The 20,563-nt window shown below is 60.2% G+C and carries 22 protein-coding genes; 20 read left to right on the plus strand and 2 right to left on the minus strand.

The window, feature by feature from the left end:
- Positions 1-404: 404 nt before the first annotated feature.
- Positions 405-3,275, minus strand: a complete 2,871-nt coding sequence (locus TSA66_RS24535; RefSeq protein ID WP_040041916.1) for a hypothetical protein — start codon at positions 3,273-3,275, stop codon at positions 405-407.
- Between the two features lie 258 nt (positions 3,276-3,533).
- Here TSA66_RS24535 and TSA66_RS24540 point away from each other — a divergent pair, with 258 nt between their 5' ends.
- From TSA66_RS24540 to TSA66_RS24565, 6 genes are all read left to right on the plus strand, one after another.
- A complete protein-coding gene (locus TSA66_RS24540; RefSeq protein ID WP_040041917.1) occupies positions 3,534-3,932 on the plus strand; it encodes a hypothetical protein in 399 nt (132 codons plus the stop codon).
- The gene (locus tag TSA66_RS24545) at positions 3,929-4,300 is read left to right on the plus strand and encodes a hypothetical protein (RefSeq protein WP_040041918.1); all 372 of its coding nucleotides are present in this window, start codon (positions 3,929-3,931) and stop codon (positions 4,298-4,300) included. Before TSA66_RS24540 ends, TSA66_RS24545 begins: the two co-directional genes overlap by 4 nt.
- A complete protein-coding gene (locus tag TSA66_RS24550; RefSeq protein WP_040041919.1) occupies positions 4,290-4,604 on the plus strand; it encodes a hypothetical protein in 315 nt (104 codons plus the stop codon). The genes TSA66_RS24545 and TSA66_RS24550 overlap by 11 nt, the downstream gene beginning before the upstream one ends.
- Before the next feature lie 130 nt (positions 4,605-4,734).
- Entirely contained in the window at positions 4,735-5,100 is a 366-nt protein-coding gene (locus tag TSA66_RS24555) for a hypothetical protein (protein ID WP_157691784.1), read from the plus strand.
- 103 nt (positions 5,101-5,203) lie between these two features.
- A complete protein-coding gene (locus TSA66_RS24560; protein WP_157691785.1) occupies positions 5,204-5,584 on the plus strand; it encodes a hypothetical protein in 381 nt (126 codons plus the stop codon).
- Positions 5,585-5,692: 108 nt separating this feature from the next.
- Positions 5,693-6,505 (plus strand): SIR2 family NAD-dependent protein deacylase, encoded by an 813-nt coding sequence (locus TSA66_RS24565; RefSeq protein WP_040041922.1) that lies wholly within the window; start codon positions 5,693-5,695, stop codon positions 6,503-6,505.
- A gap of 41 nt (positions 6,506-6,546) precedes the next feature.
- On the opposite strand, the gene TSA66_RS24570 is transcribed toward TSA66_RS24565, so the two are convergent.
- On the minus strand, positions 6,547-7,596 hold the full coding sequence (locus TSA66_RS24570; RefSeq protein WP_198358893.1) for a helix-turn-helix transcriptional regulator: 1,050 nt from the start codon (positions 7,594-7,596) through the stop codon (positions 6,547-6,549).
- Between the two features lie 421 nt (positions 7,597-8,017).
- On the opposite strand from TSA66_RS24570, the gene TSA66_RS24575 reads away from it, so the two are divergent.
- The 14 genes from TSA66_RS24575 (at position 8,018) to TSA66_RS24645 (ending at position 20,500) form a co-directional block, all read left to right on the plus strand.
- Positions 8,018-8,704: a hypothetical protein gene (locus tag TSA66_RS24575; RefSeq protein WP_040041924.1), complete on the plus strand. Its 687-nt coding sequence runs from the start codon at positions 8,018-8,020 to the stop codon at positions 8,702-8,704.
- 105 nt (positions 8,705-8,809) lie between these two features.
- A complete protein-coding gene (locus TSA66_RS24580; RefSeq protein ID WP_157691786.1) occupies positions 8,810-9,370 on the plus strand; it encodes a hypothetical protein in 561 nt (186 codons plus the stop codon).
- Positions 9,351-9,767 carry a hypothetical protein gene (locus tag TSA66_RS24585; protein WP_040041926.1) on the plus strand — a complete coding sequence of 139 codons (417 nt, stop codon included), beginning with the start codon at positions 9,351-9,353 and terminating at the stop codon, positions 9,765-9,767. Before TSA66_RS24580 ends, TSA66_RS24585 begins: the two co-directional genes overlap by 20 nt.
- A gap of 77 nt (positions 9,768-9,844) precedes the next feature.
- On the plus strand, positions 9,845-10,495 hold the full coding sequence (locus TSA66_RS24590) for a hypothetical protein (protein WP_040041927.1): 651 nt from the start codon (positions 9,845-9,847) through the stop codon (positions 10,493-10,495).
- Positions 10,496-10,845: 350 nt separating this feature from the next.
- Positions 10,846-11,517 (plus strand): hypothetical protein, encoded by a 672-nt coding sequence (locus TSA66_RS24600; RefSeq protein ID WP_040041929.1) that lies wholly within the window; start codon positions 10,846-10,848, stop codon positions 11,515-11,517.
- 1,041 nt (positions 11,518-12,558) lie between these two features.
- Positions 12,559-13,101: a C40 family peptidase gene (locus tag TSA66_RS24610; protein ID WP_052452585.1), complete on the plus strand. Its 543-nt coding sequence runs from the start codon at positions 12,559-12,561 to the stop codon at positions 13,099-13,101.
- A gap of 785 nt (positions 13,102-13,886) precedes the next feature.
- Complete coding sequence (locus TSA66_RS24615; protein WP_040041931.1) at positions 13,887-14,570, plus strand: hypothetical protein; 684 nt, start codon at positions 13,887-13,889, stop codon at positions 14,568-14,570.
- A gap of 327 nt (positions 14,571-14,897) precedes the next feature.
- On the plus strand, positions 14,898-15,236 hold the full coding sequence (locus tag TSA66_RS24620; protein WP_052452586.1) for a hypothetical protein: 339 nt from the start codon (positions 14,898-14,900) through the stop codon (positions 15,234-15,236).
- Between the two features lie 98 nt (positions 15,237-15,334).
- Complete coding sequence (locus TSA66_RS27225) at positions 15,335-15,865, plus strand: hypothetical protein (RefSeq protein WP_157691787.1); 531 nt, start codon at positions 15,335-15,337, stop codon at positions 15,863-15,865.
- Between the two features lie 391 nt (positions 15,866-16,256).
- Positions 16,257-17,177: a hypothetical protein gene (locus TSA66_RS24625; RefSeq protein ID WP_040041932.1), complete on the plus strand. Its 921-nt coding sequence runs from the start codon at positions 16,257-16,259 to the stop codon at positions 17,175-17,177.
- 352 nt (positions 17,178-17,529) lie between these two features.
- On the plus strand, positions 17,530-18,153 hold the full coding sequence (locus TSA66_RS24630; protein ID WP_040041933.1) for a hypothetical protein: 624 nt from the start codon (positions 17,530-17,532) through the stop codon (positions 18,151-18,153).
- A gap of 127 nt (positions 18,154-18,280) precedes the next feature.
- Entirely contained in the window at positions 18,281-18,541 is a 261-nt protein-coding gene (locus TSA66_RS24635) for a hypothetical protein (RefSeq protein ID WP_040041934.1), read from the plus strand.
- 567 nt (positions 18,542-19,108) lie between these two features.
- On the plus strand, positions 19,109-19,567 hold the full coding sequence (locus TSA66_RS24640; RefSeq protein WP_198358894.1) for a hypothetical protein: 459 nt from the start codon (positions 19,109-19,111) through the stop codon (positions 19,565-19,567).
- Between the two features lie 234 nt (positions 19,568-19,801).
- On the plus strand, positions 19,802-20,500 hold the full coding sequence (locus TSA66_RS24645; protein WP_040041936.1) for a hypothetical protein: 699 nt from the start codon (positions 19,802-19,804) through the stop codon (positions 20,498-20,500).
- The last annotated feature ends 63 nt before the right edge of the window (positions 20,501-20,563 follow it).

The following is a 20,563-nucleotide window of genomic DNA, read 5'->3' on the forward strand; positions in this document are numbered from 1 at the left end:
CCCTTGGACGGACACCGAAACCATGCGCGATGACCGCCATAAGTACATGGCATCCAATCCAGCTGGACCGAACACTCTGCATCTTCCCAATCCGCCCCCTTGTTGCGGCAACGGTAGGCCAAGGTTACCCGATCGACTTCCGAGTGCACGTCGATCGACGCCGTTTGCACGCCATCCCGCATCCATCCCCAGCTAAAGGTTTTCCCTGGCGTCAGATAACCTTCTCGTTGCCACCGCCGCACGTCAAGCTGGAGACATTCATCGGTGCATGCTTTTGCGTCAGGATGCCAACGTCTCCCACTAGTCGGTCCGCCCATTCACCCCCCTGGATTTTGCCGAAATCATCAGGCTAACTCGCCTCCGCGCGCCATTTGGCTACGGTTGCACCACGAGACGAAGGAACGCTAAGTCGCCGAAGCGCTAGGCGCGATCAGCGCAGCCGCCGTCGCGTCTGGTTTCACTAACTTGACCAGATCGGTCGCGGCAGTGCCGGCATACGGCAGGTAGCGCTTCACCCATGCCACACGTTCCGGCCCGGCAAGGATCTGCGGCGACTGCTGCAGCGCCGCGATCGCGACACGCAGATACCCCAACGGGCAACTACGCAGCAGGTTCGCCAGGCCGCCGATCTCGGGCGGGTCGTCTGCCTGCAACAACTGCACCGCGCTCCCGGGCGCCCAGAGCCACAATAGCCGGGCTGCTTCCCCTCCTGCGGAACTAGACAGAAACAGCGGAAAATCCTCCACCACATCCGGACCGAAGTGCTCGAATAGCAACCAGCTCGGAAGCGGGCCCGCCGCGGCTTTCAGGTTCGGGTAGTCATCGTCCGGGCGCGCAGCCAGCCAGGCAAGCAGCGCACGCTTGATTGACGCCGGCAGTTCCTTGGGACACTTCACGAGAAAAATGCACTGTTCCGTCGTAAGATCGTCGACAGCGCGTGCAGCCGTGTGCTTCACTTCCTGCGCTACCCAATCGAGCAGCTCCGACCGACCTTCGGCGACGTAATTCCACCGCCGTTGCCCATACCGACTCAGCGCGCCGTGCTTGTCGCCCTGCTGGTGCGCCACCAGCTTTGGCCACCAGCGACACGCTACCTCTCGCCGCATCTCGGGGCTCAGCGCCGGCGACCGCACCGATGCTAAAACAGCATGTTCCTGCCAGCGTTTACCGACGATGCTCGCCCAATGTCTGGCACTATCACGTACCTCTCCCTCGACGGGTGCACGAAGCCACGCGGCGCTATAGGTCAGCATCGTCGGATTGTCAGGCGGGAGTTCCTTGCTGGCTGCCAGGCAAAGATCCAGCACGCTGACGAAGTCGCGCCAGACAGGCGCGGCTTGCCCGGTGTATTGCCGCTCATTCTCTGCCAGACAGTCAACCAGCCACTGTGGTGTCGCCGACGGCTGCAGAGTGCATATTGGCCGGTCCAGGTCAGATGTGGCCTCCTTGCGAGGCAGGCCACTCCACCACGGGAAAAGTCCGGTGGCAGGCACCGCAGGTCTGGCGGGCGTCAAACTCCACGCCCAGCAGGCGGAAATCCATTCCAAGCGCGTCGCCGGTGTATCGACCGCGCGTGTCCACGGCCATGCCGGTTGTCGCGGATTGGTGTGATCTAGATGTGCCAGCACGACATCGACGACGCCCTTCCACTGGACGGCCAACGCTTCGCCTGCTCCGTCCCGAAGCGCCTTGTTGGGATCGATGCGGCGCCGTGCAATCTGGCGCCCAACCGCAACAAACAGTGCCTCGGCTGCCGCCAACGTCAGGGTTTGATCGGCATCGGCGCGGATTCCCGCTGTAACGCGTTGCGCTACGGTGGTGAGCTCTTCGATGCTGAGCTGCTCTAGCGCGTTGTCGAGCAGCGCGCGCCGTTGTGCGTCGAAAGCGCCTTGCGCCCACTCCGCCAGCGGTCCCGCAACGAGCATCTTGCGCAGTTCGACGCGGAAGAGCAATTTGGCGATGAGAGGATGGCGAAAGTCGTCGCGGGTGAGGTCCGCCGCTGCCGCTCCCTTCGAATCCGGACCATCCTCCAAGTCATCTTCATCGACAGCGATCGGCACGCATTCCTGGGCGGCGGGCCACTCCCAGGGGGTATCGAAGTCAGCCCAGCGCGCGACCAGAACGCGCCGCATTCTTTCGCGCTGCGCGGCCGCGAGGTCCGGCCCGCCGTCAATATCCCTGTTACACGCCGCATCCGCCCTGAGCAGGTCCCACGGTATTCCGTTGCCGACGTGCATCACATGACACAACTCCAGCACGTCGCTTGTCTGTGTGAAAATGCTCTCGCCAGGATCGATCTCGTTCAAGCGCGTCTTAATTGCATGCGCGGTCACCGGCCTGCTGCCCTTCACTCTCGCAAGCGCCCAGTCGATCACCTGATTCCGCCAGTCGGCTTCCAGCCGCCAGATCCAGTACCGGATCTGGCCCAACACGCCAGCGATACGGGCCATTTCCGCCAGCCACGCCTCACTCTCGGCGGCAAGCTCGCCCCCTACCGGATCCTGGCCGGCGAGCGAGCCTGGCGCGCCTGAGTTCCGCCCTTCCCGCGGGTCGGGCAACGGGTGGCGCGCCACCACCAACAGCGGTGCATGGCCTCGTGATGAGAAGAGCTGGTCGACGTCGAATGCGGTGGCTGGCGCCGACAGCTCGATAATCAGCGGCGCCGGATCCTGCAGAAGCGCCTGGTCGTCCCGCATTCCCTTGGCTACCGATGCCCAGCGCAGCGGTGGCTGCCGCCAAGCGGAGGCCAGCCGATTCAGTATCAGCTTAAACTCCAGCACGTCCGGCACATGCAGCCAGTCCATCGGCCGGTCGTCAAAGGCGCGCGAACGGGCGGCCATCCAGCAATCGAGAGTCTGCCGTACACCGTAGCGCGTCAGTTGCTCGCCCGCGCCCGGGCCTTGTACATGCTGCGCCGTGCCGATGGCCCAGGGCGCGTCTCCCGCGGCAAAGTTAACTGGAGGCAGCGCGGGGAATGCGGGAAACAAAAAGGTGGCCGGATCCTTGCGGTGAATGCCAAGCGCCGCCAAGTCCGGCAGGCCAAGGAAACCCCGCAGTGTCTCGGCCGCCGCGAGGTGAGCATCCCACCAGTCTGGCTTGCCGCGATCCAGGTCGCTCAAGTAGGCTGCGAGCGAATCGGTCTTCAGCAACCCTTCGCCTCTGCGCTGTTTTAGGAACGCATCCGGATTTAATTCTTTCAACTTGTCCGCGAGCTCTGGATAACCATGCTCGCATGAACTTCTGAATTTGGCGTTATCGGCAATCGGTTTGCCCATGCCGCTCCCCTCCTGATTGTGGGTGATACCTGCGATCGAGCGCCGGTACCGGCGCGAGCATGCCATCCAAGTCTACGCCAATTGGCACAAACTGGCACGATATTCCCGACGTAACGGACGGCGTGTACAGTGAATACAAAGCAGTGCCATACGGAATGTGGCGCTTCGCTCGCCGCCTGCGCGCGTTGTCGGTCTTGCCATAACTGAACCGGTTTGGGCGCCGCCAGCCGTCGCGCCCCGACAGACAGGAGAACAATTATGCTTCGTCACCATCCAGCCCTCACCGCCGCGCAAGCCACCCGCCTGGCACGCGGCTGTTACTGTCAAATTCGTTTGCGCTGCGCGCTGCTCGGCTTTTTGCTCTGCTTGACGGTGGCGCTGGCATTTCTGGACTCGGTCCACCTCGCGTTTGCCTTTGCTGCCGCTGCCGGCTTGCCGCTCGGCGTTGCCGTGCTCGTCCCCGCTCTCGGCATGCTGACCCTAAAACTGCTCGAGTCGGGCTACGGCTGCGACATTGCCCGCCGCGCACGGCAATGGGCGCGCGATGCCGCCGCCGGCGATGTGTTCGACCTGGCAGCCATCCAGCGCGAATCCGCTGCCGACCTCCTGCAGGCGATCCGTCCGCGCGGCTCCATCCCGCAGGGAGAAAACCGATGAAGTTCCGCTTCGAGCACCGTAACTGGATTGAGTACCGGGCCCTGCCTGGCCTGGTCGAGGTGGACTACCATTTTGCCCCGCACGACTCGTTCGGCGCGTTCCACGAGAACGTTCGACATGGACGCGAGCGCACGCTCGCCGCGCTCGCGAACGCGCAGCGCGCCGGCGCGCGCTACGTGCTTTTCACTCACGGACGCTCGACCTCCGGACCGGGGCGCACGTCGATGCGTTCGGTCGTGCGCGGTGTCATGCGCAGCAAGGAGGCGACGCCATTCATTGTGCGCGCGGATTGCATCCAACACCCTTTCGTTTTTTTGGCGGCCATCCACCCCTTGCCACCGTCCAATGGAGACACCCATGAAAGTTGACTTATACGACAGCGACAAACGCCCAGACTTTTATCTGCTGGTGCGCCATGGTGCTCCGACTGCGCCGTTGATCGACGACGTCCGCACCGGCGTCGCGCTCATGGCGCCGCTCGAACTTCGCGTCAGCGGTATCTCGCTCGACGCGCTGGTGGACTTGGAGCTTGCCGGCCGGCTTGGCCGCATGATCGCCGCGTACGGGGGCGCGTTGCTGCGAAAAATTAAATTACTGGAATCCGTACCGGAAGGGCGACGGATGGATGAGGTCCGGCCGCCCACCCACCGCCCGCCCGCAGACAACCACTGAACAGCGGCAAGTCATCATGTTGCGCTTGGCCCGAGGGCCGGCGCGCCGCATCAAAGACCATTTTGCCGCGCTCCGGCGTCACGGCGCGGCGTTTCTGTGATCAACGACGCAGCTTTTTATGGAGTCCGATATGTTTTTCCTTAACGAAACCCGCAACCAGCGTTTTGACGGCCATATCAACGTGACCGTCGGCGATCAGATGCATACCTTGGAGGCCGACCGGTTCGAGCTGGTCGAAGGCGACACCCGCCACATCGGCGATGGCGACCAGCTGTATTCGGAGTTGTGGAAAGCCACGCCCGAGGAGCCTGAAGAACCCGGTACCAGCGCCGCATTCGACAGCGTCCATGTGACGATTACCCGCCTCAACGACGGCCCCTATGAGTTTGCCGGTCCGGCCGAAGTCATCGGCGCTCCCGCGCGCGAGGTCGAAGTCGCGGACGAACTGGAACTGCTGCCGCCCGACGAGCAAGGACCGGGCGTGGACCCGTACTAGCGACAAGCACGGACGTTGGCCGCGCTGCAGCGTCGCCAGGCAACGGCCTGGTGAGCGGCCCGGGCGCGGTAGAATGTTGGCCCCGGTCCCCGCTGGCATTGTCATGTCACCCGAAAAAACGCAGCATCTCTTCGACAGCTTCCCACGCCTGTATCGCGGCAGGGAGCTGTCCGCGAGCGCATCGTTGATGGCGCAGGGCTTCGAATGCGAGGACGGATGGTTTGCACTGATCTGCACGCTCAGTTCACGTCTGGAAGACATCGCGCACGCGGAGGGGCGACAGCCCCAATCCGACGACTGGCCGGAAGCACTGCAGGTGAAGGAGAAATTGGGCCGCCTGCGTTTTTACACGCGCCACACCTCGCCGACAATGCACGCGGCGATCGCCGACACTCAGGCCTTGTCCGAAACAACATGCGAGGTCTGCGGTCAATCTAACGCCCGCCAGGTCGGCAACCGCACCCGCTGCGGCCGCCATGCCTGACCAACATCAACACGCTACGCGCGGCGCGGCGCCCTTCGGTTCGGCGACATATATTGACGCCGTCACCCGCGATACTCGGGGCTTTCCTACCGATCAAGGAGCTCGCCAATGAACGACATCCAAAAAGCCGCCTGGCTGATTGAACAGGCGGACAGCTTGCTGATTACCGCGGGCGCAGGCATGGGTGTCGATTCCGGGCTGCCCGATTTCCGGGGCAATCGCGGTTTCTGGCGCGCCTATCCGGCACTCGGCCGCCAGGGACTGAGCTTCGAATCGATGGCCAATCCCGCCACGTTCACCGCAAACCCTCGCCTTGCATGGGGGTTTTACGGACACCGCCTGCAGCTGTACCGGGATACGGTGCCTCACGCGGGGTTCCGGATGCTGCTCGGCCTGGCCGGACGGCTCCCGCACGGCGCATTTGTCTATACCAGCAACGTGGATGGGCAGTTTCAGAAAGCCGGTTTCGACGCCGCCCGCGTGGTCGAATGCCACGGCTCGATCCATTACCTGCAGTGCCTGCATACCTGCTCCACGCAGGTATGGCCGGCGGACAAGCTCGTCATCGACGTGGACGAAACCGACTGCCTGTTACGCTCTCCGCTGCCGCTTTGCGCGCGCTGCCGGCGCCTGGCGCGGCCGAATATCCTGATGTTCAACGACTGGGCATGGCTTTCATCGCGCGCCGATGCCCAACAGTTTCGGTTTGATCTGTGGCACAAACAGGTCCAGCGCATGATTGTCATCGAACTCGGCGCCGGCATCGACCTGCCTACCATTCGCCGCAAGGGACAAGCGATGCGGGTGCCAATGATCCGTATCAATCCGACCGACGCGACAGTGCATGGCGCCGACAGCGTCGGCCTGGAAATGGGTGCGCTCGAAGCGCTGACGAAAATCACAAACGAGCTGCACTGGTAGCGAATGCGCGCCGCGTTCTCCGATGCCGCCTGGCCGTTTCGCTAGCGCCTGTTGCGGCGCAGTGCGACGGCCTGGTCGAGAAATCCGTCAAGCTTCTCCCGGAGCGCAGGCGGCTCGATCACGTCCACATAGTGCGCGACGCTCTGCAGTAAATTTAGCAACAAGCGGCTGTTGCGCACCGTTGCGGCGACGTCAAACGACCCATCCGGTCGGTCGCTGATGGTTTGGTCGGCCGCCAGCGGCGCTTCGGTGAAGCGATTGCGGATCCACCGGGTTTCCTCGCCATGGCGGACATGGAGTTTTAAGGCGAGCATCTCGCCGTCGGACACTTCGCTGACGCCCCGCGCGATCGCGTCGTCCAGTGCGGGTAGCAGCGGCGACACCGGGTCGTGCCGGCGGCGCGCGATCGTATCGATGCGGTCGACCCGAAAAGTCTGCACCGGTTGCGGATCGCACGCGACAAGCTCGTCTTTTACCGCCACCAGGTAGTAGAACATGCCCTGGCGCAGCAAACCTATCGGATGCAGCCGATAGGTGCGGACCGTGTCGTTCTTCGCGGCCCGATAGACCATGTCGACCTGTTCTTCGTGGAACAGCGCATCGCTGATCTCGTGAATATGTGCAAGATCGATTTCCGGCGGAATGCGGCGCGGCCCCTCGGGAATGACGCGGATGCGATCCTTGAAGCGTGTCGATCCCCGGCGGCCCGGACGAGACAACACGTCCCTGGCCCGGTCGAGGTAATGCAGGAAGGATTGCGCGGCCGACGGCGGCAACAGATGCTTGAGCTCCTGGTCAAGCAGCGCCAGCATCGAGGCGTCCTCTTCCGACATCGCGTGAAACAGCAGCGCTTTGCTTTTCGGCGCGTGATACCACAGTGTTAGCCGGCCGTCTTCATCGTCGGCGTACGCGACCAGCGCGATGCCGAGGTCTTTCCAGATGCGCTCATCCGAGGACATTGCCGCCAGGTCGCGCTCGATGGTCCGGGTGCTCGCCGCGTAGTCGCTGGCGGCGAGCAAGTCGCGCAGCTCGGCCGCGCTCACCCCTTTGCGGCCGCGTTTTTCAACCGGCAGCAGGCTGAGGAGCTTCATGCGGCGTCCGAGCGTTTTTTCACTGTCCTTTTTTCCCGCGCGCTTCGGCGCGACGCCGTCGCTGCCCCGTTCTGGTTGACCTTTTGCCATGATTTACACGTCGTATATTGTCGTCAACCGACTATACCATTACCGTACAGTAAAACCTTAACGCGAATCGTGCGCGGATACGCTACCGTCCAAATCGCCCATCCGTCGGCAGTCCTGTTCGGTCCACCGTCGGCTTGTTAAGATGCAGAGCTTATTGCTTCTTGACAACCGTTACTCTTGCCGCCGGACTGACCGGACGGAAGGACGCGGCACTGGATCAGCGCGTGCGCCCGGGCATTGCCGGGCAATTTGGATGTTCGCTGTGCCCCGAGCCGGCGACACAACGTGTGGTCGGGCGCCCGGAAATCACAACAATCAACAGGAACGCATCATGATGCTGGAAAACGCCCTATTCGACTTTTGTAAAGCGAAGCTTGCCACCGGAACCGGTTGGTACGACTGGAAGATTAATTGGGACAAGGTTCCGGCCGGCATAGCAAAAACCCACGGCAACGACTACGAGCAAAACGTGGCGCTTAAGAACGCGCTGAGCGCTGACTGGCAGGCCGGCGACGCCAGCCGGCGCCGCGATCTGGAACACTATTACATTGCCGTGTGGGGCGGCGTGCGTACCAATAGCCCGGACAAGCTACAGATGTATTTTGGTAACACGGACGCCGAGAACATCGCGCTTGGAAAGAGCGGTATCGCCAGCTGGTCGAAGGCGCTGACCGTCCGGGATCCGCGCAAGCACGCTATCTACGATGCACGCGTCGGCGCCGCACTCAGCGCGCTGCAGATCCGCGACCGCGTCGCACACCCGGTGCGCTTCCCGTTATTGCTTAGTCGGAATACGCTGATCGCCAGCAGAAACCCGATGCTCAAACAGTGGGCGGACGAACACCACTGGCCGGCCATCTCGCCGTCCTTCTACAGCGACTACCTCGACCTTTGCCGCAAAACGACGACCCGCCTGCGCGCGGAAGTACGCGACATCGACGTGCAGATTTACACGGTCGAAATGGTGTTGTTCGCCCATGCCGAAGCGCTGGTCTGGGCGGCGCTCCCCACCGCCTGACAGCGCCGAGCGGCCGGTCAGGGGGGCACATTCATGTCGGAGGTGCGCACGAGGCTTGTCCGGCGCCTGCCGCGGCGTCGTATTCAACGCGCTTTCCTGCAATGGATGCGCGAATACAACGCGACACTGCCCTTCCCGCTGGTGGTCGTGCGCCGCACGAACAGCACGATCACCTGCCGGTTAAAGAGCATCACGACCGCCATTGGTATCACTGTCACCCGCGACTTGTGCGTGCAGGTGCAACGTAACGCCGAGCTCTGGGATGTGCTCCTGTGGCTTGACTGCGTGCCTCGACGCCAGGCCAACCACTATGTATGCCCGTTCTGCCCGGAAGACGAACGTAACCGTTACGCGAGCCGGGAGTCACTCTGGCGAGCACAGCTGTTCGATCCGCTGGCACAATGGATGAACCGCCTGGCTGCAGCGAAATGGCTGCTGCTATGCGAGTCCGCCCACGGTGGTTCGACCTGGGCGCGGCTGTCAGCCGATCCGACGCCACCGCTGCGGCCGGATGCGGTTCAGATCCTGCCTGTCCATACCGTCGACGGCGCACGCGACAAGCGCGAGCTCGGCAGACTGCCCAGACCGTATCCGCATCCGAACCCGACAACGAGCTTTATTCCCCCTGATGCGAAAGGAGAACCCGATGAAGACCCCAACGCATAGCGCCGACAAGGCCGTCTCATGCGCCGATTCCTGTGCGAATGCAGGCGGCCGTATTGACCGCAAGCGGCGACAGGCCGTCCTGGCGAGCGCGATCGCGTGCACGTTGCCGATGTTGGCTACTCCTTGCACCTCCGCGCCTGAGCTCGTGCTGGCGGCCGACGCATCCGGCGCCGGTGCAGTGCGTGTGCGCGAGGCCATTGCGTTTATCCAGCGGCGGTACGAGCAGAAGATCCCCGTGGTGTACAAGCCTGTGTCACTGCTGCAGCGCCAGTTCTGCCTCGGGTATAGCGCAGCACTCGCGCTGGCCGGCGAACTGGAGCGACTGCAGTTCTGGCAAATTCGCGTGCAACCGTCCGGTCGCCTGGCAATGCTGAATCAGGGATACCTCGACACTTAACTTCGCGTCATGAATTGACGCCAATCGCCCGTATCCTCCCCTCGTTGTCCACAATGACTTTCGAGGGAGGAACGACCATGCATGACGACAAGCGCGACGACCTGCACCCGCTGGCATGGCTTTTTCGCATTTGGCGCTTTTATTTCACGCTGTTCCAGATTGCCGCCACGTTCGTGTGCATTCTGCTTGTGTTCTGGGGCGTGTATGCGAACCGGAAAAAAGCAATCGAAAACAAGAACACGATTCAGGGGCCGTTCTGGTATATCCGCTTTCTCTCCTGTTGCGTCGGTGCCTACGCCATCATTTTCGGCGTGCTGCTGTTCATTCACGCGCATGTTGTCCCCCTGCCGATACTGGACTACTGGCCGCTCACGACCATGCTCTGGGCCGACGACAGCTGGTATGGCCAGCGCGGCCACGCCAACGCGATCTGGGGCGAACCGTTGACCCTCGCGGTGCTGGCCGGGCTGATCCGTCTGTCATCGCGCATCTACGGCACTTACGACGACCAGCTTGGCATCTTCAGCGCCAGTGAGTTTGCAATCCGGCGGCGGCTGGACCGTGAGATTCTGCGCCTGCAGATGCTGCACCCGGAAAACAACGGACGCTTTTGGGAACTACCCGATGCGGAACGCAAACGGCAGCGTCAGGAATGGAAGAACAAGTATGGCCAGGAATACGAGCTGCTGCTTCGCAGCCGCCATTGCCATTTCGGCGACGGACAATAGCCACAGCCCAGAAGCGTCTAGCCGCACCGGATGCGCGCCAGCGCACGCCCCTCCCAATGACAGGAGCATGATGATGTCAAACGTAGAAAATTGTTTCACCGCCAAACATGGCGACGTGCCTGACGCACTGGAATGCACGGAGAACGCCGAAGTGATTTCTCCGGGCAGTGTCATGCTTGGACCGTGCACGCCATTGCACATGGATGACGCACAGCTCGAGGCCGAGTTTGCCTACATCGTGAAGTGTTACGCGGCGCGAGAGAAAACAGCCGCGCCGTAAACAATGCCGCGCGCGCAGCTTATCCCGCGCCCGCGCATGCCAGACGCACCCGTTCCTGAAAGGATTTTTTGTGAACACATCCACGTCGCCCGCACAACTGTTTCGCGAAGTATTGGATATCCAGGCGCTCATGCGCGACATCTTTGCCGCCCCGGACGTCGTGGTGAAGCATTGGCCTACGTACTACCGGCTCTATCTGCAGACCGACGACCTGATCGCGCTTATCAGAGAGGCGGCACAGTGGCTGTCGGGCGGCTTTGCGCACGACAGGCGCGATGTGCGCAATCGACAGATCGAGTCTGCGAACACTTGTTTCAAGCACCTCACCACGTGCCTGAAGGCTGTCGTCGACCTCCTACGGCATATGCAAAGCTTCGCACTCGTGTCGGTTGCGGACAGACGGGTCATGCATTGCTTCCGTGCGCATTTCCAAGCCAAAAGCGCGTGGTATCTCGAATTTCATGAACGCTACTGCGCCGGCAGAATCTCACCCGACGGCACCGGCCTTGAACGAACCGCGTTGCTCATGGATGCGCATCCGACCGACCGGCTGCCAGACCTTGATGAGAAAGAGTTGGTGCAGCTTCAAATCTTTGATTTAACGAACGCAACAATAAGAACGGAGATGGCCGCGGCGACCAACAGCGTAGCCGATCGGCTCGTCGAAGCCTACCGCATACTGGGCGCGCATTTCGTGAAGCAATGCACGATCGAGGATCTGCTTCATCCGTCGTCGTATTAGCGCGGCCAGGTCGCGCCAAGATATTGGCCATCCAAGGCCGCCAAATACCAACCGGAACCAGTCAGGACGGGCCGAGGCACTCAAGGAGTGTTGGTCGGAAGATGGATCAAACGGTAGAAGCAGCCAAGCGGCATCTAGCTTCCTTGCCAAACCAACACTTGCATGGCATACAATCCCCGTAACCAACGCCAGAGATCGCGGTTCAGTCCAACGGCGTTTATCTGTCGCCTCGACTGCGCCGCTTGGCTTGCGCTACTGGGGCGACAGATAATTTCTATTCGTTAGGTGTCAGGATGGGTACGGACGTCAAATCACTTTTGAGCATAATGAAAGTGCGCCGGTCCATGCAAGAGGACGGGATTACAAGGCCGTCCCCCACAGTGGTTCAGGCGACAAGAAAGCTCGTCGAACGATTAGCCACCTTGTCGCCTGACGAGCAAATCGAGATTGAATACACGAATCCTCCATTGTATGTCCGGTACATCAGACACAGCACAGGCGAGATCCTTGCGGAGATTCGACAGCATGATGCCGCGTAGCTCGCAATTGAACAGGGACGAAACCGTACGCCCATTAAGCGGACGTTGAACGACCGCTTTTTGACTTGCCGAAAGACAGCCTTGGGTCGGGCCCGGTAGTTCACATCCGAAATTCGAACGACAGAAAGTGAACTTCAAGCTGTCATTCGGGAAGACGGAGTATTCGTTCGGGCGAGGCCAATAGCGGAATGTTCCTCAGTAAACTGATGAACCGCCTTTCAAAAGAAAGAAATGCCCTGAGCTTGGCGCAGGTCGGAATCCCCGGTTGGGGCCGCGCCGCGCCGCGCAACACCAGCCGACGAGGGAATGGGTGAATGCCTAACGCATCGAACCGACATCGACGAACGTTGGCCGTCAGACCCGGTCAGTTTCTGCCGTACGTCGGCCGTTTCATGCATGGAAACAAATCCTTACTTTATTGGTTTTGACGCAATAACTCGGTTTCCACTACGCTCCAATACTTCCAAGATTTACGAACCATCAGAGCATCCCGGGAATACCCATGCGTTGCGTCACTTTTCTCCTTGTCTGCTGTCTGGTCGGCAGCGCGCACAGTGCCGATCTGTCCTCCTCCGAGGCCGGCACTGACCAACCTGCCGCTGACATGAGCGGGCCGACGTATGAGGTCACGGCGCGCGCTCTCGCGCTAGTTGGAAGCAAATACCGCTTCGGAGGCATGTCTCCGCGGCGTGGCTTTGACTGCAGCGGCTTGGTGGACTACGTCTTCCACGACACGGCAGCACAGGAGCTGCCGCGCACCGCGGCCGGGATCAGTCAGGTGGGAAAGAAAGTTGACATCGACCAGCTGCAACCGGGCGACCTGGTGTTCTTCAACACATTGCGGCGTGCATTCTCCCACGTCGGTATCTACTTGGGCGGCAACAAGTTCATCCATGCACCCCGATCGGGCGCGAAGGTGCGCGTGGAGGCGTTGGACCTGGCTTACTGGAAGAACCGATTCAACGGTGCGCGCAGGATACTGAGCTTTAAGCCGCCAACGCAGCTCGCCAATGTCGATGATCGGGTGACGATGTATCTTTTTTAGCGTGCCTCGCCGTGGCGTCACCAGCGTGGTGGCGACGCTTCCCTTGATAAAGATGGAAGAGATACCGCAGGCGTGGAACCGGCAGCTGCAGGTGCCGCGCATGCCAGATGATCGGCAGGGCGCCAGGGCTCAATGGTTGAGGTTCGCCACGTAGTCAGGGGACACCAAGTACTTTGGTCTGAAATTTGCCGCAAATCAGACACTTGAGACGAGAGAGAAACCGTCTGGGCCCGGCCAATTTCCAGACGTTTCCCCCTCCACATATTCGGTATTACTCCGACAACTTGTTAATAGCCGAGAGCTAAGTTTGGGTGTCATGTTCTCTGCTGTATTTCCCATTTATTAACGTCTTTAAATCTGGTGATTGTTCCAATTCGTCGATTTGGTGCTGTATCGAGCCTAGTCAGTGGCTGCGCATAACGAGCTACTTGCCCTACGCCGGCCTCCACGCGATTGAGTTAATGAAGCTGCCAACGCACGACGCCGAGCCAGCAGTGTTTTCCCTAGCAGCTCCCGCTGCTGGGCGTTGAGTTGGCGCGCTTGTAGGCGCCTGTGGCAACCGCAGGCCTGCACTGACTCGCTGCCGGCGAGGTGCAGCGCCGGGAGCGATCCGAGTAGGGCATGACCTCTGCTGTATCGGGAGATACGTCGCGCGTAGTACCGGGCTCGTCGGTCAAAACCCGGTGTTGGTCAGATCCCGGTAGAAAGGCCCGTCGGGAATGCCGAGAATGCCTTCGTCGACGCGCATTAAGCGTCGCCTTCGACAAACCACCGGAGATACCGTCATGAACGCACCGAAGACCGCCATTTCCCTTACCGCCGCACTCCTGCTTGGTACGCCCCTGTCGGGCTGCAGCTCGCTCACGCCGAGCTTTGAAACCCAGGAAGCCTATGTCGTGATCGACGGTGCCGGCCCCACCAATCCGGCTGCGATGGAAAAAGTGCTCGCTGAAGTCACCAAGGCCGTGAAGACGCAGGTGAGCTCGGTGCGCGCTTCCCGCGTAGCGCCGCCGACACCACTGCCGAAGGAGCCCGGCAGTTTTTCCGTCAGCGACATGGGAGGCGGGTCCGGCTTTGGCGCCATGATGCAATCCCGCGGGATGGCGATACGCACCCCGCGCTGCGAAAACGCGACGCTCAACCTCAGTTCGAGCGACACGGGACTCGCCGGATACGGCCAGCAGACCCAGTATTTTGTCTGCGTGATGCCGTATGCGGCCGGATACCGCACGGCGGTATATGCCTCCTATAGCAAGGCCAGCGGCCTGCTGTCACCGGCGACGCTTGGCGCCGACCTGGCCAGCTTGCTCGTTGGCGAAGGCAGCCAGTTCATTCCACGCCTGATGGCGGGAGTGAAGACCGCGATGGAAGCGAACCTCCACAACGTGAAGGTCGTGCAGAGCTATATCCCGGACAGCATGGATGGCCCGATGATCAAGCAGCGCGACAAGCTGACCAGCGCGCAGTGACATGCCGTGTTAGTGGGTAGGCGCCGGGCGAGTTGACGCCATGCGGCGCGTCGGCTGTCGCGTCGCCCCGAGGGCCGAGCTGCGTGTCAAGCAGAAGGCCTTTTGCCTGGTCGACCACAATACCCCATAAATGCGGGATAGACTCCGACGGGACGAACAGGTCTAATTGCTGCCCCTCGGAAACTACGCTGATAGCCGAGACAACAACGGTCGCGCCATTACCCCAATCTCCTCGCGCTCGCCCCTGCCTTGTCATCGCAGGTGCGTTCGTCATGGCGAGGGCCAGTTCAGCGTGCCGGACGAGGTGACTTTAATGGGAAAACAACAATGATCATCAAAAAGATATTTGCATTAGCCGGACTCACGCTGCTCGTGTCTTCCTGCGCGAAAAACGAAGTGCCTGGCCAAAGCGTGGAAAACGGGACGTTATGCGAAGTCAGCTCCTGGCGGCACGACGATGTGGCGGCCAAGTGCAAGCCCGGGCAGAAGGTAGGGTATTTCCCGGAGACATTCGGCAATGAACAGATCCCCGTCATCTTCGCCGCCGTCAACTGCGACCTGCGCTACACGGTGGCACTGACGAACGGTGCGGTGACCTGCATTTATGGCCCGATCACCCCGAGCAAAGCCGATAGTGCCGACGGTGCTTCCGCTGACAAACACTAATTTCCACGAAATTGGTACTGCCGCTCCCTCTTAGTCCGAGAGACACAGTCGCCGGCTCGAACATCCGGAGTTAAGCAGGACAACCCAGAATCTGTCGTATGAAATACAACGCCAGGAAATTTTATTCACCACTTCAATCCGCTCATAAGAGATACACACAAATGAAATTTAGTAAAAAAGTCGTCATTGGCCTCATGCTCGCAGCGTTGTCTCAATTGGCAACCGCCGCTGACAAAGTCGCGGTTACAGTCCGGGTACTTACTATTAACGGGGCAGAGCCTAATTCTCGTCTGACTGTAAGCAGAATAAAAAAGGTGGCCGCCGACGCGTTGGCCAGATCAGGATACGAGGCGGTAGATTCGATAAATAAAGCAACTGCCGGTATGAATCTCGTCATCAATGTTCATTCTGGCATTCACAATCAGCCGTCCCTGACGGTAAGTTCATATACTGTATCTACCTCCCTCTGGTCTGCGGGTAAAAGCGAGATCTCGGATACGAAACAAGTTGCCATGAGTACAGCTGCCTCTACGGGACTTTACTCCGGCAGTGCAGAACGCGTCTTGTCAGCATCGACGACGAACGCTGAAAAGGCAGTCGTCGATTACATCGCCTCAACATTTAAATGATGCCCGCTCATAAAGCGTAACTACACCGCAATCTTCCATTGCTCTGATTCTCGGCCAGCCTTTACAGGCCAGAGCAGAGAAAGTTGTTATGCACCACGCTGCCCTTCTCGAAGCCTGCCTGCCGACCCGCCGTGCATCTCGCTGATGTCGAAGCACGCAGGCACAACAACCAGGGTATGCCTGACTAGACATCACTGAAACGCCCGGCTCAATAAGCGACGACCGAACTGTAGCCGGGAGTGGCGGCCTTTACGCGGACGAACCAGCCGAATCCGGATTACCCGCTTGCTAACCAGGCATCGTCGCACAGTCCCGGTGCGCGTCCCATGGCAGACCGGATCATCAAGGTTCGTTTTGTACCATTGCGCGCGATCGAATAGAAAAAGTCCCAATGACCATGAATGCAATTCGACAAAAGAACTTCAATGAGTTCACTCGATTCGCACTGAGCAATGCCCCGGCGCTGCGCAAAGGCGTGGAGATTGCGTCCGGGCGCCTGGTAGCATTTTTCCGACGGGGCGAAACGACGCTGAACGAGAACGAAATCGCGTGGGTCCGTGAAAGCGTCCAGTCGCACGTTGACAGACTTGGTTTAGCGGAGGCGCCAAAGCCGCTGTGCACCGGAGACCTGATCGAGGTTCTCGGCCGGCTGCCATGGAACACACCGGTGCTGTATCAGCGCCTGGACGACCGGTTTGTCGACGAACTGGGCTGGGAGATCGAGTCCCTGGCGTGGGATGGCGGAGAAATGTATCTCCACTACTTCCCCGCATTCGGCTACCACATCGCGCATGACGCCGAAGGCAATGTCGCCTTCTGCATCGACTTGATGAGCCCGAGTGCGGCGCGGGCGATCGTGCGGCAACCGCTTGCCGCGTTGAGCCGCTCCGGCTACCCGCGCACCAGGGCCTTCGCGTCTCAGTATCGGGACCTGCTCGCACGGTTTGAAGGACACCCCGTAGCGCACAGCGATGCGTGCAGGTCCGGCGAAGCATTCTTTGACGGGTCGGGGGTGGCGAGCGGCTCCGACACTGCGCTGGCGCTGGCGGCATGCCACAACCGGGTCTTCTGGCCTGATTCAGATACGCGTGCGCTGACGACCAGCGTCCTGCTCCGCAGCTGCCAGGGGTTGGCGCCCGACACCGCCGTGTATTGCCAGCGTGAAGCGGATCAAAGAATCGACGAGGGACACTGGCCGACGTTCACCTTGTCATGGGAAGACGGTCAGGGGCAATTTCTGGACGCCTATGACTGCCAGATGCCGAAGAACTCGGTTGGAAAGACGGTCCTCAGCATCAATAGCGTATGGTAGCGGACAGAATTGCCTGCCCACCGCGACTTCTCTCCTTTTGGCTTCTGTCGGCCTGCCACCGGCGGCGCGCGGTGGCCGGTAAATCCAGGCAAGCCCCGTCCGTCTTCGGCTAATGCAATGACAGCGTGCAGCTGACCTTTCCTGGCGCGCTGCGTTTCCTCGATTGATGCAGCTGCATTGAAGCTGCTGAGTCCGTTTTACTGCGCATACGTCGGCTTCCTTCCCGGGTTTATCCCGCCTATGCCGGGACTCGTCGCAAAGCGGTCGCTCCCTGAACAATGGACGAACACAATGCTCATGTCGATGCCACGCAGGCACGGCAGATACCAACGACGATGAAGGGAGCACGAAGATGAAAACACGGTTCACGATGAAGACGATGACGGCGCCCCTGGTGGCGCTGCTTACGATGAACAGCACCGCGTCGGCGGCTTCCACCGGAGATACGCCGGTCGATGCCCCGACACGCATTGTGGTGAACTCGGGCTATCACGAGCTGGTGCAGGTTGTGCTGCAAAACGCTGCCGATAACGCGGGCAAGAATGGGGAGTCGGAGGCCTTCGTGGGCTGCATCAAAAACGTTCAAGCCGCCCATTTCGTTCCCTTGATGGCCAAACTAGTGGCCGAGCAGATGGAGCCTGCCGAAATCGACGAGGCGGACCGCTTTTTCACGGTACCGGCGGCGCAAACGGCCAGCGCCAAGGTGGCCCGCTACCTCATCGCAGACTACCAGGAAAAAAAGGGCATGGCGCCGCACAGGCCGGCACAGGAGCTCACGCAAGATGAGCAGCAGGTCATGGACCGATTTCTCCAGACAAATGCCGGCGCAAAAATCTATGCCAAAGGGGTGTTTTTTTCGTCATCCGCGGCATTGGATGCGCTGGCACGCGAAATCCGGCAAATCTCCGCAGACTGTCGCCGCTTATCCGGCACGCAAAGGGCGATGCCTGGCCGGCCCTTTCGCTGGCCCTTGTGAGCAGACGTGCTCCGACGTCATGGGACGACAGGATAAATGACATTGCGCATGGCGGATGCTGCATCGGTAAAACCACCGCGACGACCTTGCGCGTCGTATTACAAATCATTGAAGAGGAGTTAAACAAATGGTGAACATTTTAGAATTGGCGTTTACGGCATTTATGCTGGCGCAGATTTTGCAGGTTGTTGCCGCCGTGCGTGAACACCGCATTGCCAAAGCAATGCCGACCTTGTCGGAGTACATCGCATCCCATCCGCAAAGTCAGACGGAGCGCGGCATCCGGTGCCATCACTGTAAGTCGGGATCCATCCACGTTTTCCACGTGAGCGGTATCGCCATACACCGGTGTAACCACTGCAATAACAAGCTCTATCGAAGCAATTAGAACGTTGCATCGGCTTCGAGCACGGGGCGCGGCGCTATCGCCCGCCTTGCTTGCGCATCCGCTGAAGCAGTTTGCGCATCGCCACTGGATGCACAACACTGCTGGGATATCCGGTCAGCTCGACGCACTATGCGCCAGCGTGGGGCCGCCCTGGCCGCATAGCCAGAAAGCCGTTGACCTGATCACGTCAGCGGCGCTCGGTACGATCTATTCTCGTTTCAGTGGGGGAGCTTGCCCTCTTGAGTATAACGCAGCCCTATGAGGTGACTGACAATAGTAATTGCCTCAAAGTAACGACAGTACATATAATCCGCTTGACCACCTGAGATCGCTGCGATTCATGCCAGTGCGGCACCGATCACCTGTTTCGGAGAGCGTGATCTTTCATTACTTACACCTCGCCTCCTCGAACTCGTCAGGATAATCATGCGTGTTCTTTTCCACTTAACGCTCCTCCTCGCCTGTTGCCGCGTATTGGCGGGGGACCTGCCGGCAACAACTAGCCGGTGCCCTGACTTGTCGGGCAGTTACGCGTTTTGGGGGACATGGGCACAGCTCCACGTTGATATGGGCGATGCCGAATCCGACAAGGCATTTGAGCGCCAAAACCGTGACCCTCGACTCGATTTCCACGCCTTGTCCATTGGAGCCAACCAGGTGGTCAATCCGCAGCGATTCGTGCTCCAACACGATCCCGCTACCGGCCAGCTGACCGCAGATATTCCCGATAGCCCTGTCGATCGACGGATAATGATGGCCAGCATCAAACTTCCAGTGACCATGCAGCTTCGTTGCGGGGAAAACGGATGGGTAAGAGAAGACCAGATTGACAACCGCTCCGGACTACTGAAGTCCACTACCAACGTTCACATCGATATCCGGAAAGAGGTGTCAGGAGATCTGATCGCGAGCGGGAAACACGAGGCACTGGCCGAATGGCTTCCTAAGGGGAAGGCGCTGATCCAATGGACTGCGCGCTTCCGGGACCTGGATCGTCCACGCAATGCACCTAATACCTCTCGGTAAATGCCTGGAATGAACGTCGTGCCCAGTCCCATCCGCTGTGTCGTTGCCCGGTATCGGTAACGCAAGTCATCGAAGCCGTCTACTGACATGAAAACGGGATCAGGTGAGGCCGCAAACCGCGTGGCGAATCTGATGGCCTTGCGCACAGGCTGGCCTGCCAAAAGGACGCATCCCTTCCAAGTAGTGGCACAAGAAAATGACATCGCGCTATGAATCCAACAGTAGGGACCTTCCATGATAAAACGCCTTCACCTTGCCATTCTTGGCTGCGCCGCTGCGGCGCTGCTGCAGACTTCCCTCGCATTCGCACAACAACCCTTTCAGCTCTCGTCTAAATTCCTTGAGGCGACTTTTTACGGGAACAAGGTGTGGGACGGCCAGCACCATTTCGCAAAGGTCCTTTGCCTGACGTTTCCCCGGCCTGGCGATGCACAAGCCTTTGCCGAAGCCCTCTACAACAACAATGCGATCTACTACAGCCGTGCTGCCTACAACGACCTGACCGCGCTGTACGTGGTCTCGTCGACGATTCCTGCCGGACGTTCCTCGGAGGAAGAGATCAGCAATCTCGAGGCGCAACATAAAAAAGCGATCGACGCCTATCCGCGCACTTTCAGCCAAAGTAAGGCGACTGGCGAGCTCGGTCCGTCGTTGTCGCTCACGGTACGTAACGCGAAGGAGGGGAGCAAGGAAGTACCGTTCCCGCTCACCAGGACCATTGACAGGCGCCCGGACGCGCCGCTGACATCGCTCTCGGTACACCGGTTATTCGTGCATGGCCATGACCGCATTGAGGTTGCCGGACTGCGGTATTTCAAGATACCGGTGGAACCGGAACAAGAAGCAGCAGCGACGGCTGACCTGTCGGCGCTCGTCGAGCAGGCCTCCCAGTCGCTGCAGTCATGTACGGCCAAGCTGCCGCCCCGAATGTAAGAAGTCGCGAGCCCGCCGGTCAACTCCACCTACATTCGCCAACTCCTACTCGGCAAGAGGCGA

It is taken from the genome of Noviherbaspirillum autotrophicum (genome assembly GCF_000818395.1).
Classification (GTDB): domain Bacteria; phylum Pseudomonadota; class Gammaproteobacteria; order Burkholderiales; family Burkholderiaceae_D; genus Noviherbaspirillum; species Noviherbaspirillum autotrophicum.

Excerpts from the sequence above, each read along its gene's own strand:
- TSA66_RS24535 (WP_040041916.1), bottom strand. The coding sequence starts at position 3,275 with ATGGGCAAACCGATTGCCGATAACGCCAAATTCAGAAGTTCATGCGAG.
- TSA66_RS24540 (WP_040041917.1), top strand. The coding sequence starts at position 3,534 with ATGCTTCGTCACCATCCAGCCCTCACCGCCGCGCAAGCCACCCGCCTG.
- TSA66_RS24545 (WP_040041918.1), top strand. The coding sequence starts at position 3,929 with ATGAAGTTCCGCTTCGAGCACCGTAACTGGATTGAGTACCGGGCCCTG.
- TSA66_RS24550 (WP_040041919.1), top strand. The coding sequence starts at position 4,290 with ATGAAAGTTGACTTATACGACAGCGACAAACGCCCAGACTTTTATCTG.
- TSA66_RS24555 (WP_157691784.1), top strand. The coding sequence starts at position 4,735 with ATGTTTTTCCTTAACGAAACCCGCAACCAGCGTTTTGACGGCCATATC.
- TSA66_RS24560 (WP_157691785.1), top strand. The coding sequence starts at position 5,204 with ATGTCACCCGAAAAAACGCAGCATCTCTTCGACAGCTTCCCACGCCTG.
- TSA66_RS24565 (WP_040041922.1), top strand. The coding sequence starts at position 5,693 with ATGAACGACATCCAAAAAGCCGCCTGGCTGATTGAACAGGCGGACAGC.
- TSA66_RS24570 (WP_198358893.1), bottom strand. The coding sequence starts at position 7,596 with ATGAAGCTCCTCAGCCTGCTGCCGGTTGAAAAACGCGGCCGCAAAGGG.
- TSA66_RS24575 (WP_040041924.1), top strand. The coding sequence starts at position 8,018 with ATGATGCTGGAAAACGCCCTATTCGACTTTTGTAAAGCGAAGCTTGCC.
- TSA66_RS24580 (WP_157691786.1), top strand. The coding sequence starts at position 8,810 with ATGCGCGAATACAACGCGACACTGCCCTTCCCGCTGGTGGTCGTGCGC.
- TSA66_RS24585 (WP_040041926.1), top strand. The coding sequence starts at position 9,351 with ATGAAGACCCCAACGCATAGCGCCGACAAGGCCGTCTCATGCGCCGAT.
- TSA66_RS24590 (WP_040041927.1), top strand. The coding sequence starts at position 9,845 with ATGCATGACGACAAGCGCGACGACCTGCACCCGCTGGCATGGCTTTTT.
- TSA66_RS24610 (WP_052452585.1), top strand. The coding sequence starts at position 12,559 with ATGCGTTGCGTCACTTTTCTCCTTGTCTGCTGTCTGGTCGGCAGCGCG.
- TSA66_RS24615 (WP_040041931.1), top strand. The coding sequence starts at position 13,887 with ATGAACGCACCGAAGACCGCCATTTCCCTTACCGCCGCACTCCTGCTT.
- TSA66_RS24620 (WP_052452586.1), top strand. The coding sequence starts at position 14,898 with ATGATCATCAAAAAGATATTTGCATTAGCCGGACTCACGCTGCTCGTG.
- TSA66_RS27225 (WP_157691787.1), top strand. The coding sequence starts at position 15,335 with ATGAAATACAACGCCAGGAAATTTTATTCACCACTTCAATCCGCTCAT.
- TSA66_RS24625 (WP_040041932.1), top strand. The coding sequence starts at position 16,257 with ATGACCATGAATGCAATTCGACAAAAGAACTTCAATGAGTTCACTCGA.
- TSA66_RS24630 (WP_040041933.1), top strand. The coding sequence starts at position 17,530 with ATGAAAACACGGTTCACGATGAAGACGATGACGGCGCCCCTGGTGGCG.
- TSA66_RS24635 (WP_040041934.1), top strand. The coding sequence starts at position 18,281 with ATGGTGAACATTTTAGAATTGGCGTTTACGGCATTTATGCTGGCGCAG.
- TSA66_RS24640 (WP_198358894.1), top strand. The coding sequence starts at position 19,109 with ATGGGCGATGCCGAATCCGACAAGGCATTTGAGCGCCAAAACCGTGAC.
- TSA66_RS24645 (WP_040041936.1), top strand. The coding sequence starts at position 19,802 with ATGATAAAACGCCTTCACCTTGCCATTCTTGGCTGCGCCGCTGCGGCG.